Source organism: Dehalobacter sp. MCB1 (assembly GCF_003590275.1).
GTDB lineage: Bacteria > Bacillota > Desulfitobacteriia > Desulfitobacteriales > Syntrophobotulaceae > Dehalobacter.
In genome coordinates this window covers 1-16,315 of the sequence record NZ_LXPC01000016.1, presented here as the reverse complement: position 1 = coordinate 16,315, position 16,315 = coordinate 1, and the positions used below count along the sequence as shown (strand labels likewise).

The window sequence follows — 16,315 nt, the reverse complement described above, 5'->3', positions numbered from 1 at the left end:
ATGCAATTGACAACCACCACCATAGCAAACGAATCGAGCATAGGATAAACGATATGTGTAAAAAGTAGGCGCGCAGGAACGCGCGCCAGTCCAAAACGCAATTTTGCCGCCCTTATCTACCCCCTGCAGGCCGGAATGGCCGGAAAGAGTCGTTACCGCATCTCCGCAAATATGTCATACAGGATGCTGGTGAGTTGGGACTTGATGGCCTCGGAGTCGAAGCTCAGCTTCACCGGCACGGGGATGGCCGGGACCGAGATAGACCTGACTGCTTGCTGTAGCTGTTCCTGAAGAGTGGATGAATCAAGCGACAGGCCGACGCTGGCATTGCTCTGAGACATGCCCATCAAGAAGTTATCCAGCTTCTCGGCAGGCACCATGTACTCCCCGCCAGGGGAGTCGCCAACCATAGCGAAAGTTGGCCGATCAGCATACCCACCCTCGGAAAACCCCGCATAGCTTAGTGAGCTGTACCCGGAAAAGCTGCTCGACCCGGCCACAGTCGTACTGAAATAGCTTTCAGAAGATGATGATCCCCCGATGCTGCCAACATTGATGCCAGATCCGCACCCATTGCTCATGTCCTGGATGGCCTGAACTATCGCAGTCGCCCCGTTATTTACGGCACTCGTGATTGTCGAGGATGCATTGGCGACGGCAGTCGATATTGTGCTCGTATTGGTCCTTATCAGGGTTCTGTCGCTCGCCCCATTCGAATTTAGTGCCGCAACTAAGCGGTTCGTATTCTGAGTCTGGCCAAGAAAGATGCTCTGAAGGATCCCGGATGATGAATCCTGAGCCCCCACTCCTGTTTGAGTTCCTAATCCGGGCGTGGCGGTCTTAAACGATATCGTTTTGTATTTAGTGGACTCTTCCGTTATCGGTTGGATGACTTCAGTCTTCAGGGTCGTGGTGATCGTTGCATCTTCAATAGTTGCTCTGAAAGCTTCGAACTCTGACATGGCTGCCACGGTATCCAATGCCAGTGTAGCGGTAACGGGGTTCTGAGCAGCTTCATCCTCCTTTGAGTTGATCCATCCATCAAGCCCTAATGTGGAGCCCGACGAAGCTTCTTTGAAGGTGATGGTCCTCTCGACCGGAGGGACTTCGTTGGCCTTGAGGTTGATATCATCGAGCTGGCTTATAATCTCCTCAAGATTGATTTTGGCCGTGTTCGTCTGCACATTGACCGTGAAATCTACGTTGTACTTCTCGCCACCCTCTGGATCTACTCCCAAAAGGTCCTTCAGAAGGCCCCTGGCGGTTTGCGGATCTCCATAGGCATTTTTGCTTTCATCAGCCAGTGTGGTCTTGACACGAACGGCAACGTCATATTCTGGGCTACCTATTGCAGTCAGCCCATTGTTTACATCTCTCAGAATATCGTCAGCCCATTTGCCGGCAGTGTAGGCCTCCCCTTCAGAACCATAAGATGGCCCAATATACGAGGTTCGGAATATGTATGGGGCTGCTGTGTACTCCTGCCAGGCCCCAAAGGCGGATAGCAACTTACCGCACTCGGTGCAGGCGTCCTCCTCCTCATCTGCGAACTTCTTCGTCTCTTTGGCCAACTTTTCAGTCTTATTGGCCATGATCTCCAGGAGGGTGATCTCCCCAATCTGCTCATTCTTGTATTCTGTGAGGGCCCGCCGCTGTTCATCTGTGAACACCCACTCGTTAGCCTCGGCAACCTCTTCGAATGAATTGATTATTTTTTCGGCGTAATCCTGGAATTCCGGCACACCCTTATTCCAAAGTTCTAAGGCTCTTGATGCCTGTTCTATGACTTCGGGCTGTACCATGTTCTCGCGGAACGAGACCAGATTACTATCACCCAATGTGGATGCCAACTGTTCATCGAATATGCGGTACCAATTAAAATCAGGTTCTTCGAAAGCTATTCCCAAAGCCTCGGCGAAGCTGTTTCCTGCTTTCGTGCCCAATGAACTGAAATATGCCTCTAAATCAGAGCTGGAAGCGCCGGACTCAACCATCTCGATGAACTTAGCGATCCCTGCCAGGCCTGACCCACCGAATGCTTTGGGGCTCTCGGCCTTGATGGCATCAAGCATTGGGTCCAATGCCGAAATTGCCCTTTTCTCATCGATGCTCAGGAAATGATCCTCGAATGCGTTAGAGATCGTGTCGCCCGCCGAAGCTGCCTTATCCTTAGCGAACTCGCCGATATCAGTGATACCGGCAACTAAGGTCTCTCTGTATCTGTCGGCCAATAATGCGCCTTCGGAGGGGTCCAGTTCGTGATCAGCTACGAGTGAGTCCATCTGGCTGAGAACTTCATCCAGATTATCCCATGTCGGCTCTTTTAATGCATCGAGGAGGGACTGATATGTGTTCTGCACTTCGTCGCTCGCTGTGGCTGCGATCCTGCCGCCTTCGTTCTCCAGCCGAGACACGAATTGATCGCCAAAAATTGCAGAGATCCCGGTATAGTCGAACTCAGTGCCGTTTGCCATCTCTTCCTTCAGCTCGATCTTTCGGGCTGTGATAGAGTCCCCAATCAGATCATAGTATTCCGCGGTGCACTGTTCTGGGGCAGGCACGCCGAAAAGCATTTCAAAAGCAGCGACAGGATCATAGAATTCTCCACCCTGCTGAGTGGAGCCCATCTGGGTGTCTCCCACCTTCCAGGCATCAAACCAGCCAGATCCGCCTTTCTGTAGGGAGAGAGTGATCTGCTTTCCCAGATATTCGAAGCTCCGCACGTACTCATCATTAGCCGCAGAGTTCTGGTTGTTGTAGGCAGCCAGGGCTTCACCGTCCGAGAAGCCTGATGCTATGTATGTGGCCAGCTCCTTAGATACCTTTGAGTCTTTGATGGCCTTCAAGTAGTCGTCGCCGAAAGTGTCAGCAGCCTCTTCTGTTGCGGTTTTCGCGGCGTTGCTGATCATAGCATCGGCTGGCGCAGTGGCTAGATCCTCATTTCCGGCCACGCCTTCTGCCACAGCCGATCCGGCCTCATCTCCGATCCCAGCCCATTCCTTCAGATCACCCCAGACGCTAGACGCAGTATCAGATACTGCGCCAGCTACAAAGCCCATAGGCGTGTAGGAGAAGGCTTCTTTTACGGGATCGAGAGCCGTGCTGACATCGCCTGCGAAGTCGTAAAGAGCCTCGCCGGCAGCAGTCCCAACCTGGACAAACTCCGTGAATAGTTGCACCCCGGAAGTTAAAGATGGCAAGAGCGCGTCGCCTAGCGAGATTTGTGCCTCCTCCACTGCCGAAGATAGCTCACCCATAGCCCCTTGGTAGGTATTCGTCTGGATAGCGGCCATTTCAGAAGCCTTGCTGGTGCCTGTGATGGAGGTCTGCAGGCCGTCCAGCTCCGAGCTATGCGCTGCCAGATAGGTCGCAGCGGATACATTTTCGCGCCCGAATATGGCAATGGCTTGAGTTGCCGTCATGCCTCGATCCTGCAGGAGTTCCATTGTGTCTGAAAGCTCGTTTGTCTCGGGGCTCACATCTGCAGCAGAGAGGCCCAACTCGCTAAGGGCAGCCGCAGCGGGTCCGGATTGCATAGCCAGGCCGGCCAAGATACCCCTGAGAGCAGTTCCTCCCTCAGCTCCCTTGATATTGGCATTGGAGAGAGCACCGAGAGCAGCAGTCGTTTCTTCCAGATTCATGCCGAATGCATTCGCGGTTGAGCCTACCTCGTTCATCCCCGCGCCTAACTGGCGGATGCTGGTATTGGTAGCGGAGGCACCAGCAGCGAGGACATTTGACACCCGGTCCGCATCAGTGGCTTGCAGACTGAATTGTGAGATTGTGCCGGTCATCAGGTCTCCGGCAGCAGCTAGATCCATTCCACCCGCAGCGGCCATTGTGAGAGTATCCTTTAGGCCTGCGGTCGCTTGTGTCGAGTTCCATCCAGCTCCGGCCATGTATGAAAGGGCCTCGGCTGCCTGGGTGGCGCTGTACTGCGTGGTAGATCCCGCATCTCTGGCAGCAGCCGACATGGCTTGCATCTCGGCTTCAGATCCGCCCATGATGGCCGTCACGTTAGCCATGGACTGCTGGAAGTTTGCTGCCGTGTTTACCGATGACGACACCGCACTGCCGACTGCCATAACACCGGCCCCTGCAGCCATCGCAGCCACTCCAACAGGCCCCAGTGCCGTGGCGAGTTGTCCTGCGGCTTGTCCAGCCGCACCAAATTGGGATGTCATCCCACCCACAAGGCTCTGACCAATTTTCGTGCCTGCAGACTGGAAATTGCTTGCCTCTGAGGCGAGCTGGCCTTTCAAGCCTCCCAGGATCTCCGAGCTTTTGCTGGTGCCATTCGATAGCCCCGAAGAGAGAGCGGACCCGGCACTCTCACCAGCCTTTTCCAGCTTATCGAGATGGTTGACTATTTCGTCAATGCCGGAAACCATGCCCGTGCTGTCGAGTTCCGAGGATCCCCTGAGGGACATATCATCGGCAAAGGACGTGCTAAGCCCCCCCAGAGCTTGTTTTTGGGCCAGACGCCCAACGTTTCAAGAACTTTTGCATTATGAATACCTCTTTGAATATATATTCTACATAGATAATATAAAATCGAGTTGCAGAGACGTTAAACTGTCTAAAGTGCGACCGCATTAGATCGCATCTATGCTTAAAATAATATGTGGGCGGTGTGGTCTTCGGTCTCCAGACCGCTCAAACTCGTATCCTTCCGGGTTTCAATCCCCATAGTTGAAAAACCTCGCCGTGCAATACCAGCTCGTCTAAGGTCGGCATGTCGAAAAGGCCATTCTGGAAGTCTTTGCCATCCATGAGAGAAATCATACCGGTGCCATCGAAGCTTGAGTATGCCTGAAGAGTCATATCATCGGCAGACATGGAGAACACCTATTTTTCATCAGTACCCCATCACCGGCGAGACGTAGGGCCTCGGTCCTATGCCGGGGCCGATAGAGATGGTTGTTGTCTCGGGTTCCCGGTGTTCGCCATGCCAAGCGGCAAGAGCCACCGATAAAACCAAATCATCATGATCGGCTTCTCGCCACGCAGAATAGCTATCATGTGCCGTCGCCGGGTCAATTTTAACCCTGAAATTTAGCATTTCAGCTTGCAAAATGGCTCCGAGCTCGAGTCTTGAAGCGATTTTCAATCGCTTTGCTTGGAGGAGCACCTGCAGCACCGCAACAAGATCTCTTTTTGGGACGCGCCAGTTGTCGTTTTCCTGCGTGGATCGGTCGCCGCCATGAATCTGTACACCAATCGGGCTGAGTCCGGCCTCTTTGAACATATCAAAAACAGGCCTGCCACAGCCGGTCATGTCGATCACAGTGGAGGTGTTGCCTTTCAGGGCCGGAGATTCAAGCATAGCCGCCACTTTAGCAACAATCTCAGGATATGGGATACCTCGAACGCGTTCCAAGTGCCGGACGTGGTAGATGGCCTCTTTCCTGTCGCCTTCTGGCCCCAATCGTTCCAGAACGGCCAGGGCTGTGTAATCGTTGGCCTGCCCCAAATCCAGGCCTATATAAAATTTAGGCAATGTTATTCAACTCCAAATAAAGGTTCAACTTCGTTTGACATCGCTCCAGACACCTGATCAAAGGTAAAAACACCGTCTATGGTTTCCAAGAATTTGCAGTGATACTCCTGCTCAAACCAGGGGTTCGTTCTCTTCTCTTCTTCCAAGAAATCTTTCGTTATGCGTGGGCACATTTCGGCAGGAATTTCATACCATTCAAATAGATCACGTTGCTCATTCCAAATCTTAAAGAAGTGACCTCGCTTGCCGAAAGGAGTTGACATCAAGATATGTCGGCCATTGCTTACGGCCAACATGGGCCGGATAGTATTATACAAATCGTCTAATACTCTGCTGGCCTCGTCTTCAAGAAGCAAAGTCACTGCCGAGAAGGAGCGAGCGCTCTTCTCCGAGCCCGGCCTGGCCACAAAACGATTGCCGTTGGAGAACCGGACAGCAAGCTTGGTGTCGGTGCTCATGTAGGCTGATGGCAATTCAACAGCTCCTCGGAACTCATCGAACTTTAACATCAGCTCGGAGGACTGATCTTGGGTCGGTGCGATCACCAGCCCAAATGAGGGATGGCGATAGATCGATTCATGCAGGCCGAGAGCGGCGCATGTTGTGGATTTGCCGCTTTGTCTTGAGCAGTTGAGAATGATCTTCTTTGATCGGCTTCTCAGGAGCTTTTCCTGCCAGGGGTCCGGACGGTAGCCGAGGACCTCCTTCGCCCAAAGCACTGGATCCAGTGAATATGTCAGGTCGTCACTTGCGGATGGCATCAATTACCCTCTTTTTTGCTTCGGGGAAATCGTCTAAAGCCGTGAGGATCACAGCCCGCAGCTCTACCCATTCGGGATTATTAACAATTGTAATTTGGGTCTGTGGAAGCTGGCCTTCCAACTCAGCCCAAAGCCGGATGGTCTCACGTAGCTCTTTCAAGAAAGTCCCTGCCGCTCTGAGATCCCGAGCTCCCTCGGCCTGATCTAACAAAGAGGCAGCCTTTGCTCGTATTTCCTTGAGCTGATCGAAGAAATTAGCTGCGTTCTCCAATCGTGTGGCCATGCATTCCTTGACATCTGCCTTTGTCTGCTCCAACTCTTCGGCTTTGACCTTTTCATGAGCTTCAACGCGGGCCTCTTCCTTTGCCTGCTTGATTTCGGAGAGATCGATGATGAGATGCCTCAATTTATGTCTGCGTAAAGCATCTTCGGAATAACCGAAATCCTGCGATATTCCGCGATACGTTTCGCCGCTGATCTCCATTTCCAGCAGACGGCGGTCAAGTTCGTTTCGCCGCTTGTCTCCGCACGGGCCGCACGGTCTAGGCATCGTCTGTTGGCCCTCTGGAGCCGTCGTATTGCTGCCTGTTGTAATTCTTCGTCTGTTGCTTGGCCTTGCGCCTGGCGTTTCGGGCTGTTGATCGCATGATGTCCTGTGGGGCTCGCCCGGTCTTGGACTTGCCTTTTTTCATTGAATGTCACCATATAATTAACCGAATATTCAAAAATGATTATTCGGAGGGGCCTATTGAGCCCCTGCTTTCTGTCCTTCCAGCCAGGCCACGCCGTTATCTGCTGCAGGCTTCTTCAGTAGCTTCAAGAAGTAAGTTCTCTGTAGGCCGGTTCCGCTAGCGACAACCATCAACGTAGAACCTGCAAGATTTTCACCAAGTCCTTCTTTTCTGCAAAGTGCCTTGATCTGAGTCATTAGGCCTTTAGAAGTTACAGTCCAATGCTTAATTGCCGGGTTATCTCCTACCAAGACCTCAATCTTCAGGCCGTTGTTTATCTTTTTGCTGCCGTCCTTCTGGGTGAACTCGATTGGGCCAACCACGGGGTTAGAGACCACTTTGAGAACTTTCTCATCCCCATCATTGAACTTCACGAAGTCGCCGTCTATCAGATCGTTCATTTCTGTCATCCAATTTTTAGAGTCTGTCATTTCGTTTCGTTCTCCTCCTAATTCTATTGATGATAAATTATTCAATATTCGAATACGCTAAATTGTCTAAAATACGATCATTTAAGTGGCCGGACCCCTGGCGTGACCGCCACGGCAACGCCTTTTGCAACAAGGCCCTTTGCATTGAGACTTGGAACCGTCCCTACATCTTCTCGTCCGAAGGGTCCGTACTTACGCAGATCTACTCCCACGAATGTAGGGACAGCCTGCAAGAACCTCAGGATTGTAGACTCAACTTTGTCTACAACCTTGCTTACAACCTCTTTACAACTAGGTGAATCGGTATCAGAAGATGACTTTACAACCTTACAACCATTTTCCAGGGAATGATAAGGTGAAGAGACAACTTGGCCCTCACAGCCACAACTCTTACTGCATTCTTTCTTATTTGGTTGTATAGATGATTGATTGCAGTTAGTGTTGTCGTTTTTAATGGTTGTATGATTGGTTGTAAGATGGTTGTAAGGCGGTTGTGGATCGTTGTAATCATCTGGAAGAGTGACTATATCGCCCTCTCCGTAGACAACCTCGAGCCCAATCACAGTGGATTTGTAAAAATCCTCTCCGTGTACTCCTGGAGAATGGACCAGGAATCGAGTGTTGGCTACAATAGCCTTCAATCCTTTTGAAACTGCCTGCTGACTAACCCCGAGATCTTCGGCTATCCTGGCCTGTGTGGCTCCATCCGCTTCATTTTGAAGAGCGATGACCGATCGGACAATCTTCGTTTGGGCGTTTGTTAATCCTGTCCTATGGTTTGCCTTCCGCCTCATGAAGATGGTCTTGGCCTCATTGAAATCCTCAACTGAGGCGTGTAGCCATCCATCATCATCTATGTACCTCTGCTTGAATCGCATGATGGCAAAAGCCTCGACCAAATCCCAGAACTTATTTTGAGTGCGGTGATCCTCTTTGACTTTCCAATCTGCGAACTCAGCACAATCGATGACAACCCGGAAAGGCTCATGCTCTTTGATCCGAGATACGATCTCACGGGCAATTTCTATCCCCCTGTCAACTGAAAACCGAACTCTCTTTTGAGATCGGGATTTCCGAAGGTAATCACTCACCTTCGCACTGTGGTCTTTGCCGTCGTCGATATCTAAGGAATATTGGCGATCTTTCAGTTGATCGTCTGACACAGATTCAACAGATGACAACCACCATACCAGCCGTGGAGGCATGATATGTGGAAGAGGATTCCGGTTAGCATCTAGGGTAAAATGAGTTTGAGGTTCTTGAAAATTGCCCATAGATCGCTTTACTGTGCTGATGAGATCGTCAGACCACTGAACATCGTCTGAGAATACAATAGAGCCTGGCAAGAGGCCTTTATGATAATAAAGCGATTTAGCACTGACTGAGGCGGCCAGTTTCCATTTTGCAGGAACAAGATGAAATACAGCCCTTACAGCATCGGTCTTGCCGTGCCCCTTTTCCCCGTTCAATTCCGGCTGGATACCTGCAGAGGTAAGAGAATTAGTGCAGGCAATCGAAGCCAAGAGATGTTTAAGGACATCCTCGTCACCGATGTGGTTCTTTTGGGCTTGGTTTGTGAGGAACTTGAGCACGTTGCCGCGCTCCATGATGGTATCTGCATCCTTCTTTGTTGCTGCGTAAGCTGCAGCCTCTTTCAGGGCCGGGTTGTTTTTCAAATCGTCCTGGAGAAGCGCTTTTAACTCAGCCTTCGAGGGAAGTATATCTCGTCCGGCCATCGTGTTGCTTCTCCCATTGTCGCGATGAAGTCCAACAGGGCTTTCTTTCGGGAACTGCCACCTTTGCGGGCAGGCTCGCTATCATGCCATCTCGATCAATCGAGAACTTTGCTAGACCGTGCCGATCCCAGTCGAGCCAGACAGTGTCTTGGCGGCAAGTGCTGATATGGAAATTTGGCCGAGGCCCGAATAGGCTGAGCCATGTCGGGAAGGCAATTGATTTTAGATAGCTTTCGCTGGCATTGGCGGCTCCACGGCCGCTTGATACGGGGCTTGAGATCAATCGATCAGCTCCTTCTGTCGCCTCCGCTCCCAGCGATTTCGATCCTTGGCCCGGCAAGCCGGGCAACCACACGGCCAGAACGAGCCCTTTGCACAGTGATTATTTTTATGCAAAGGCTTAAATGTGATTACGCCATCGTAAAACATAACACTCCTGTATGGGCTGGAGTTTTTGTTTTGTGTCGCTCGGTGCTGGAAACACCGGGCCATTCACCATATTCATATGTCGGCTCCAGCTCGCGCTTTGATTCCTAATGCCAGGAGTTCGCGGGCCGTCTCTCCGATCGTCTGTTCGTCGTTGCTGGCGAGCGATTCAATAGCTGCTCGGGTTTTTTCCGATACACGGAAACTCAAAGTATCTTTCAGTCGTGGCTTTCGCACGTCGTGCCCCCCATTAATTGCATTATTTTCTAACATTTTTGGATTTCAATGTAAATCATATTGCAATAATCTAATGATTGCCGTAATATTTAAGCCTTGCGTGTGTGCTAAATGCAATTGTAATACACCCGAAATAGTTAAATATAAATTTAATATAAGCACTACACATGACAAGCGTAATAACACCGAAGCAAAGAGATCGGCTCTTTAATCGCCCTAAATATGAGTCGGATGAAGAACTCCTAAAAGACAGGCGACTAAACGATTTTTATGTAAGGAAGGCTATAAAAAGGTGGCTTGGCTCGATTCAAGACATTCATCTTGCCCTAAATACGCTTCCTGAAAGGCAAATCTTTGAATTATTCAAAGATGAAGTCAAAGATGAAGACGTTTTTGCACTATTGGAGATGGTAGAATTATCGCTAGTCACTCTTGATTTCATTCCTATTCAAAGGAATGCAGAGGGGAAGTTAATTGCTGCTAAAAGCCTATTAGCTGATCCGAAAGAAGACGGTTCACCGCGTTGGTTCTCGGTTGATCGGGAAGCAACCGACCTTGATACGAACCGACATTCAACCTTACAAAAACATATATCGCGTCTGGAGAAGTTTGTTAGCTCACGCCAACACGCTATTTGTAACTATTTAGATAGAATATATCTTAAAGATCTTATAATAAAAGCAAAAAAAGATGGGTACGAACCGGTAATACTTCCCGAAAAAGATCGTTTCATTCCTCGATTGACACCGGAACAGTACCATTTTCAAAAATTGCAGGGCACTCTGGGTGGTCTCGGGTTTAAGCATATCGAATATCAGAGTGACATTGAAATACTTAAGGAAGCTTTGCGAACCGAAGAAGGTAAAGCATTGCTACAAAAATTTAAATCAATGCAGGAGCAGCTCCCACAATAAAACACTTGCTCCTCGTTTTATTCCTCACCTCTCACATCCTTAGCTTCCACCTCCCTGGACATTCCAGGCCAGCTACAATACAAAGGCATACCCTAACCTGGCCTGCAGCAACTCCGCCGCCAAACCCATATTTATACTGTTAACAATGTTAATCAATGTTTGTAGATCATATGACGCACAAATATTTTTATATTAGCAATTAAAGCCGCAACCGCCCTTAAACATTTTATATTTACTCAGTTATAAGAACTCACTCCCCTCCGAACTTCATAAAATTATCCCAATACGCCGTGATCCCCTCCAACCCTCTTTTGCCAACTCACCCATTCCATACACTACGTGAATAGCCCTCTCTCGGAGCGCACACCCAGACTTCACGGCCCCGAAAGCATGTTTATAAAAATAAATCTCCGGGACGATGGCGCTTGATAGTGGTTAGGGGCTATGCGATCTTGAGAGAACAGTAGAAAGAATATGTGATTTGAACATGAGGGGACATGTTTGATGAAATAATTTTTAAATTTATGAAGTGAAGCTTAAAGTAACTATTGTTGGCTGGTTCGGCACGCAAATAGTTCTATTACATTTTACAAGGAAACGAAAATAATGTAATAGAACTATAATCAGCCCGACGAAGACGCGAGGGACGGCAAATCTTACGGCCAGGGTAAGCCACCGCCTAGAATTTGGCGGCCCCAAGGCCGAGTGTATAAAAGAGTATATCATGGCCGGAATTCATGCCCTTAAATCGATTTTAAAAGATTCGTGAATAATAATAGCGGCATATTCAGGCCACCTGATGGCAATCGCCCCCCTCCCACCGCCTCATTTTGTACTGGCTAGAACGGAGAGAATCGCGAGTGTAGAATACATAAAGCCGATTCATAAAAACAAAAAAAAAGTCTTACCCATTACCTAGATTCGATTGCCACGCTTAATCATCTCAAAGGCTTTCTTGAAGTACTCCCTACTTCGTTCGAAGAACTCTTCGTCGAGTACGGGTTCTATCTCTTCCAGCCGGCAGCCGTTAGTGCATTGCCAGGAGCCACGATAATACCCACCTCCTGGCTTGATGCTCGAGAGATGCCTTTGGCCACAAACCTTACATTCCATCAATCCGGTGTAGGGATCGATTAGCTTCATCACTTTTTTTGTCAAGGCATATCCACCTTATATTAATTTGATAAGTTTTGGGCAGCTCGAAGCTGCCTGCCCTTATCCCATGCCGTGCTATGCCTTGCCTTGTTATCTCAGGGTCACCGAGATGAATAGCATATGTTCGTGTGAAGGTAAATCACTTTTGCTCCTCGGCTTTGCAGCGCAACCGGTGCGACTTCTAGCAAAACTCCCACCTCATTTATATTGCGTGCCACTTAATATCGAGGCTATGAAAAGTGGATCCCTCATGGCCGTCCTCAAAGAGATGCGTGCAGCAGACGACCACAAAAGAAGGCGTGCCGCGACTGAAAAAAGACGAGCTGCGATTGAAAAGGAGCGCTCACTTATCTGCAGCATTCTCCTGGCAAAGCCGAGCACAACCAGAGAGATTGCCCAAGAATTGAATTTGACTCCTGAAATGGTGCGGTTAAGGGTGCATCAGGTCGGAGGCGTGAAGGACAACATCGGACGCTGGCAGCTTGCGGAAAATAGATAGCTGGATGGCCTCGCTATTCACAGAGGTCTGCCATTCCCAGGGCCTCTGCCTTCATCCGCTTGGCCTTCTGCAGGGCCTCGGCTTGACTCATCCTCTCACAGCTTCCAAGATGGACATTCCGAACCTTCCCGCTTTCTCTCCAGTTTGCCATCCAGTAGTGATAGGTCCGGCTGCCTCTCTTTGTGGTCTTGACCTTCTCCATTTGCCAGAGATGCAAGTCTTCCAGCCTGGCCGCTCCCTTCAGGGCCTCAGATTCGGCCTTCAGCACATCCGCCCGGCCTTCTAGCTCGCGGGCCTTCACTCCTGCATCGGGTAAGGTCTTAGCCGCCTTCATCGCTGCCTTTGCAGCTCTGGCCAGCTCCCCGGCCTCTTTTCTCATGACTTTTGCTTTCTCTCCCGCCTCTGTTTTGTGCATGGCAATTAGTTCTATTACATTATCGAAAGCTTTCGATAATGTAATAGAACTAGATCGAAGACGCAAGTTGCACGCACCGCCTCACCAGTCCTCCCGTTCTGGCATAAATCGGCCTAAATCCTCTTCTGGCAAAGTGCTCAATCCATACACTATGGAATTTTGCACAAGCTGACTTGATCGGCCCGAAATGGTATTTATAAAAGTGTTCTTTGGCGGTATGTCTGGAAGAGAAGGCTGAAAAAGAGAGATGATAGCTCGCATAGTAATGCGTGACAATGTCAAACTGACATCGTACGATAATACAAAGGCTTATTTAGATATACGCTATATATTCGTTAATCATGAGGGATATAATACTGCGTGTGCTGGTTTTTGGATTAATTTGTGGATCTTGTTATGGCGTAAGTGGAACTGTTGGTGTAGATGTTATAAAGCCTGGGAATGGAGATCTCGTTTCTCAAATGTCAATGGTTGAAGGTATCTCTTCAGCCGTAGAAGGCTCTGGGTTGAATGTATATGTACTAATTTGGCCAATTGAAGCTGATGGGCCTTGGTGGGTTCAGGAGACTAATATCAAATCAGATGGTAGTTGGGAGTCACAGGCTTATTTCGGAAGGGTGGGTGTCATAGATAAAGGGAAAAATTTTAAAATCATTGCAATTATAACTAAACAAGAGCTGAATAAAGGAGAAACGCTGCTTAGCCTTCCAACAGCAAGAGTTGCTGAGTCCAAGGAGCTTCAAGTAACACGGAACTAATGCAGCATTCCTTTAAAAGATTGGTGCCTAATATGAAATATGGCTATTTGCCTAAAGAAATAATGCTTTTTCTCATATCTTTAGGGATTGGTATATTTCTTTTATGCGAAGGTGGGTTCGCCACTGATATCCCTTTCATCTATGATGGAACGTCTTGGGTCCAAGCAGAAGAATTACCACCGCTCGGCACAACAATAACTGATATTGTACTTGCCGAAATATTTGACCTACGTGTCGAACCAAATAATGATGATATAGCAAGTCTAGCTATGGACATTGCAATTAAATACCCAGGAGGCCAGAGCGCAGGGCAAATTGTAGCGATTTATGATTATATGATAAATGGTGATGCTTATACTGGTCCTTGGTTGTATGTTGATCACCAGTCGGATTACTATATGTATGCAAGTCACATCCTAAAAGACGGTATTCGTAATGGAGGTTCTGGTAGAGGGAACTGCAATGATTTTGCTATATTGATGGCTTCCCTCATGGATGCAGTAGGATATTCAACACGAATTGTTCATGCATACCATCAAAATTCAGGGCATGCATATGCAGAGGTTTATTTAGGCACCAACGGAACTCAAGTAGATGCCGTCGTTAAATGGTTAGGTGAATTCTACAGAAAAAATATATCTTTGCATGTAAATAAAGATCCTAATACAAATGATGTATGGCTCAACCTAGATTGGCAGAGAGACTCGATGGATCAATGCTATGCAGGAGGGCCTTTTTGTGGGGCAGATAATAACTCTGTGGTTTGGATGACCAAGAAGCCAGAAAGGATCCCAGTCCGTGCAGAGCCTGTGATATTATCGTACCCTATTGAAATTACCAATCTCAGGAACGGGAGTTCGGTTCCTCCTAACGTTAATTTAGAGGGGACATCGAGAGCGGGGCGTACTGGTCTGAAGGCATATGTGCTAATTTGGCCTATTGAATCGGGCGGCCCTTGGTGGGTCCAAGACACAGTTACTTCTCAAAATGGAAACTGGAATTCAAATGTGGTCTTCGGAAGACCTGGTAATATTGATAATGGAAAGAGCTTTAAGGTTATGGCCGTTATCACGCGAGAAAATCTGAGTACTGGATCAATCAGTGTGCTCCCCCCGAATGTAAGCGAATTCAAATCAAAAGAAATTATAGTACATCGAGGAAATACTTAGTCTTTTTTGGGGCGTATTATTGTCCAGATACATAATCGGGTGGTTGCTGATTCTAATAGTGTCGATTGATTTAGCCAGCTCAGATCCGACTTCATTTAGAGTTCCTGCTGGTGAAATCTTAACCAAGGTTAATAATGGACAGCCAGTTGAATACGATCACGTTACGATAACAGGAGATTTGGATCTAAGCCAGCTTAATCCCTCAACTTTGGAAGGAGCATTACATGAAACTAAGGTTTTGGGACCATTGGAAAAAGCAATCATCATTAATTCTCCTATAAGGCTGAATAATTGTTTAATTGAAGGTAATGTATACATGAATAATGCGATATTTGGAAAGGTTGTTAACTTTAATGCCACCAGGTTTAATGGGTCCGTCTATTTCCAGGGGTCACGGTTCAATGGACCTTCGTTCTTTTGGGCCTCTGAGTTCAATAAAACAACCGATTTCAGAAATTCTACATTTATCGGATTCGCATGTTTCAAATACTCTAAGTTCGATAAAAATATAGATTTTACGCAATCTTGGTTCAATGGCTCCGCGGATTTCAGTTATCTACGTTTTAATGAATCGGTTGATTTTGTGCGCGTTGTGTTCAATGGCCCAGCTGATTTTTCCTGGTCGAAATTTGATAGATTAAACTGCCAAAATTCAAAATTCTATAGCCGTGTTCTCTTCTGGGGCTCTACGTTCAATAAAGCTGCGTTCTTCCGTGGAGTTGAGTTTAACGGAGAAACAAACTTCTTAGACTCTAGATTTAACGGACGTGCCGAATTCAGAGATGCTAAGTTTAATTGCATCGCAAACTTTGAGAGTTCTAAGTTCAACAATACTGCTAGTTTCTGGTCGGCACAATTCAGTCAAGATGCTTTCTTTTTAGGTGCCCAAATTGAAAGTCTTGATTTAAGCTTAGCAAAGTATGAGAAAATGTATCTCCGCTGGGACAGCATAAATAATAGTAATCTTGTGTATAATGTTAAATGTGGTGCCACGACATATGAACTATTGGCGACAAACTTTAGAAATCTAGGTTTTCTTTTAGATTTTGATAACTGTTATTATAAGTTCAGAAAAGAACAATTTTTACATCGAAACTTTTTAGCTGATCCATTGGGTTATATTCTAGAACTTGGAGCATGGGTGTTTTATGGCTTTGGCAAGAGGCCGCTTTACCCACTCGCTTGGTCAATAGGTACTATACTAGTCTTTGGTGCTATTTGGTGCATTATCGGGATGAATAAGCGTCCCCATAGATGTATATGGGATAAACTCTATTTGTTGCTAAGTTCATTTATATTCAGTGCAACTATTTTCCTATCAGGCACCAAGCTTTTCATAGATCCACCTAAGATATCATTATCCAACTCTCTAATGAATGGCGTATTCACATTAGAGAGGGCTTTTGGTGCGTTCTTCTTTATCTTATTCTTCCTCGCCATAGGATCGACTATTGTAAGATAATGATTACGTGAGGGGGTCTCATCCTCCTAATGTCATATGGTTGCGCCAAAATGTGTGAGTTACACGCACGTTAATATCTGGATTATCGCGATCAGAATCAGAGCTTATGATATTATTATAA

General features: G+C 47.7%; 15 protein-coding genes. 5 read left to right on the top strand and 10 right to left on the bottom strand.

The features are described from left to right. Positions 1–152 precede the first annotated feature (152 nt). The 8 genes from A7K50_RS12355 to A7K50_RS14080 all read right to left on the bottom strand — a co-directional run bounded on the left by A7K50_RS12355 (position 153) and on the right by A7K50_RS14080 (position 9,822). Positions 153–4,025 (bottom strand): phage tail tape measure protein, encoded by a 3,873-nt coding sequence (locus tag A7K50_RS12355; RefSeq protein ID WP_243103747.1) that lies wholly within the window; start codon positions 4,023–4,025, stop codon positions 153–155. 631 nt (positions 4,026–4,656) lie between these two features. Further along, positions 4,657–4,839: a hypothetical protein gene (locus A7K50_RS12350; protein WP_119776553.1), complete on the bottom strand. Its 183-nt coding sequence runs from the start codon at positions 4,837–4,839 to the stop codon at positions 4,657–4,659. 19 nt (positions 4,840–4,858) lie between these two features. Then, positions 4,859–5,500: a hypothetical protein gene (locus tag A7K50_RS12345; protein WP_119776552.1), complete on the bottom strand. Its 642-nt coding sequence runs from the start codon at positions 5,498–5,500 to the stop codon at positions 4,859–4,861. Between the two features lie 2 nt (positions 5,501–5,502). Further along, positions 5,503–6,261 carry a terminase family protein gene (locus tag A7K50_RS12340; RefSeq protein ID WP_119776550.1) on the bottom strand — a complete coding sequence of 253 codons (759 nt, stop codon included), beginning with the start codon at positions 6,259–6,261 and terminating at the stop codon, positions 5,503–5,505. Next, positions 6,245–6,811: a hypothetical protein gene (locus A7K50_RS12335; RefSeq protein WP_119776548.1), complete on the bottom strand. Its 567-nt coding sequence runs from the start codon at positions 6,809–6,811 to the stop codon at positions 6,245–6,247. Before A7K50_RS12335 ends, A7K50_RS12340 begins: the two co-directional genes overlap by 17 nt. 195 nt (positions 6,812–7,006) lie before the next feature. After that, the gene (locus A7K50_RS12330; protein WP_119776546.1) at positions 7,007–7,423 is read right to left on the bottom strand and encodes a hypothetical protein; all 417 of its coding nucleotides are present in this window, start codon (positions 7,421–7,423) and stop codon (positions 7,007–7,009) included. Positions 7,424–7,500: 77 nt separating this feature from the next. Further along, positions 7,501–9,159, bottom strand: coding sequence for a hypothetical protein (locus A7K50_RS12325; RefSeq protein ID WP_119776545.1), 1,659 nt, complete (start codon positions 9,157–9,159; stop codon positions 7,501–7,503). A 501-nt stretch (positions 9,160–9,660) separates the two neighbouring features. Then, on the bottom strand, positions 9,661–9,822 hold the full coding sequence (locus A7K50_RS14080; protein WP_158582062.1) for a hypothetical protein: 162 nt from the start codon (positions 9,820–9,822) through the stop codon (positions 9,661–9,663). Between the two features lie 167 nt (positions 9,823–9,989). Here A7K50_RS14080 and A7K50_RS12320 point away from each other — a divergent pair, with 167 nt between their 5' ends. Beyond that, positions 9,990–10,736: a hypothetical protein gene (locus A7K50_RS12320; protein ID WP_119776543.1), complete on the top strand. Its 747-nt coding sequence runs from the start codon at positions 9,990–9,992 to the stop codon at positions 10,734–10,736. 915 nt (positions 10,737–11,651) lie between these two features. On the opposite strand, the gene A7K50_RS12315 is transcribed toward A7K50_RS12320, so the two are convergent. Then, entirely contained in the window at positions 11,652–11,894 is a 243-nt protein-coding gene (locus tag A7K50_RS12315) for a hypothetical protein (RefSeq protein WP_119776541.1), read from the bottom strand. Between the two features lie 229 nt (positions 11,895–12,123). Here A7K50_RS12315 and A7K50_RS12310 point away from each other — a divergent pair, with 229 nt between their 5' ends. Further along, positions 12,124–12,390 carry a hypothetical protein gene (locus A7K50_RS12310; protein ID WP_158582061.1) on the top strand — a complete coding sequence of 89 codons (267 nt, stop codon included), beginning with the start codon at positions 12,124–12,126 and terminating at the stop codon, positions 12,388–12,390. Positions 12,391–12,403: 13 nt separating this feature from the next. Here A7K50_RS12310 and A7K50_RS12305 read toward each other — a convergent pair whose 3' ends face one another. Beyond that, entirely contained in the window at positions 12,404–12,805 is a 402-nt protein-coding gene (locus A7K50_RS12305) for a hypothetical protein (protein WP_147363125.1), read from the bottom strand. Positions 12,806–13,146: 341 nt separating this feature from the next. On the opposite strand from A7K50_RS12305, the gene A7K50_RS12300 reads away from it, so the two are divergent. Genes A7K50_RS12300 through A7K50_RS12290 form a run of 3 tightly spaced genes read left to right on the top strand, consistent with a single transcriptional unit; the run spans position 13,147 to position 16,194 of the window. Next, complete coding sequence (locus A7K50_RS12300; protein WP_158582060.1) at positions 13,147–13,563, top strand: hypothetical protein; 417 nt, start codon at positions 13,147–13,149, stop codon at positions 13,561–13,563. 32 nt (positions 13,564–13,595) lie between these two features. After that, a complete protein-coding gene (locus A7K50_RS12295; protein WP_158582059.1) occupies positions 13,596–14,732 on the top strand; it encodes a transglutaminase-like domain-containing protein in 1,137 nt (378 codons plus the stop codon). A gap of 58 nt (positions 14,733–14,790) precedes the next feature. Continuing rightward, positions 14,791–16,194, top strand: a complete 1,404-nt coding sequence (locus A7K50_RS12290; RefSeq protein WP_147363124.1) for a pentapeptide repeat-containing protein — start codon at positions 14,791–14,793, stop codon at positions 16,192–16,194. Positions 16,195–16,315 lie beyond the last annotated feature (121 nt).

What these genes read in the sequence shown, in the direction of transcription:
- A7K50_RS12355 (WP_243103747.1), bottom strand. Translation starts at nt 4,025, where the DNA reads ATGGCTAACGTGACGGCCATCATGGGCGGATCTGAAGCCGAGATGCAA.
- A7K50_RS12350 (WP_119776553.1), bottom strand. Translation starts at nt 4,839, where the DNA reads ATGTCTGCCGATGATATGACTCTTCAGGCATACTCAAGCTTCGATGGC.
- A7K50_RS12340 (WP_119776550.1), bottom strand. Translation starts at nt 6,261, where the DNA reads ATGCCATCCGCAAGTGACGACCTGACATATTCACTGGATCCAGTGCTT.
- A7K50_RS12335 (WP_119776548.1), bottom strand. Translation starts at nt 6,811, where the DNA reads ATGCCTAGACCGTGCGGCCCGTGCGGAGACAAGCGGCGAAACGAACTT.
- A7K50_RS12330 (WP_119776546.1), bottom strand. Translation starts at nt 7,423, where the DNA reads ATGACAGACTCTAAAAATTGGATGACAGAAATGAACGATCTGATAGAC.
- A7K50_RS12325 (WP_119776545.1), bottom strand. Translation starts at nt 9,159, where the DNA reads ATGGCCGGACGAGATATACTTCCCTCGAAGGCTGAGTTAAAAGCGCTT.
- A7K50_RS12320 (WP_119776543.1), top strand. Translation starts at nt 9,990, where the DNA reads ATGACAAGCGTAATAACACCGAAGCAAAGAGATCGGCTCTTTAATCGC.
- A7K50_RS12310 (WP_158582061.1), top strand. Translation starts at nt 12,124, where the DNA reads ATGAAAAGTGGATCCCTCATGGCCGTCCTCAAAGAGATGCGTGCAGCA.
- A7K50_RS12305 (WP_147363125.1), bottom strand. Translation starts at nt 12,805, where the DNA reads ATGCACAAAACAGAGGCGGGAGAGAAAGCAAAAGTCATGAGAAAAGAG.
- A7K50_RS12300 (WP_158582060.1), top strand. Translation starts at nt 13,147, where the DNA reads ATGAGGGATATAATACTGCGTGTGCTGGTTTTTGGATTAATTTGTGGA.
- A7K50_RS12295 (WP_158582059.1), top strand. Translation starts at nt 13,596, where the DNA reads ATGAAATATGGCTATTTGCCTAAAGAAATAATGCTTTTTCTCATATCT.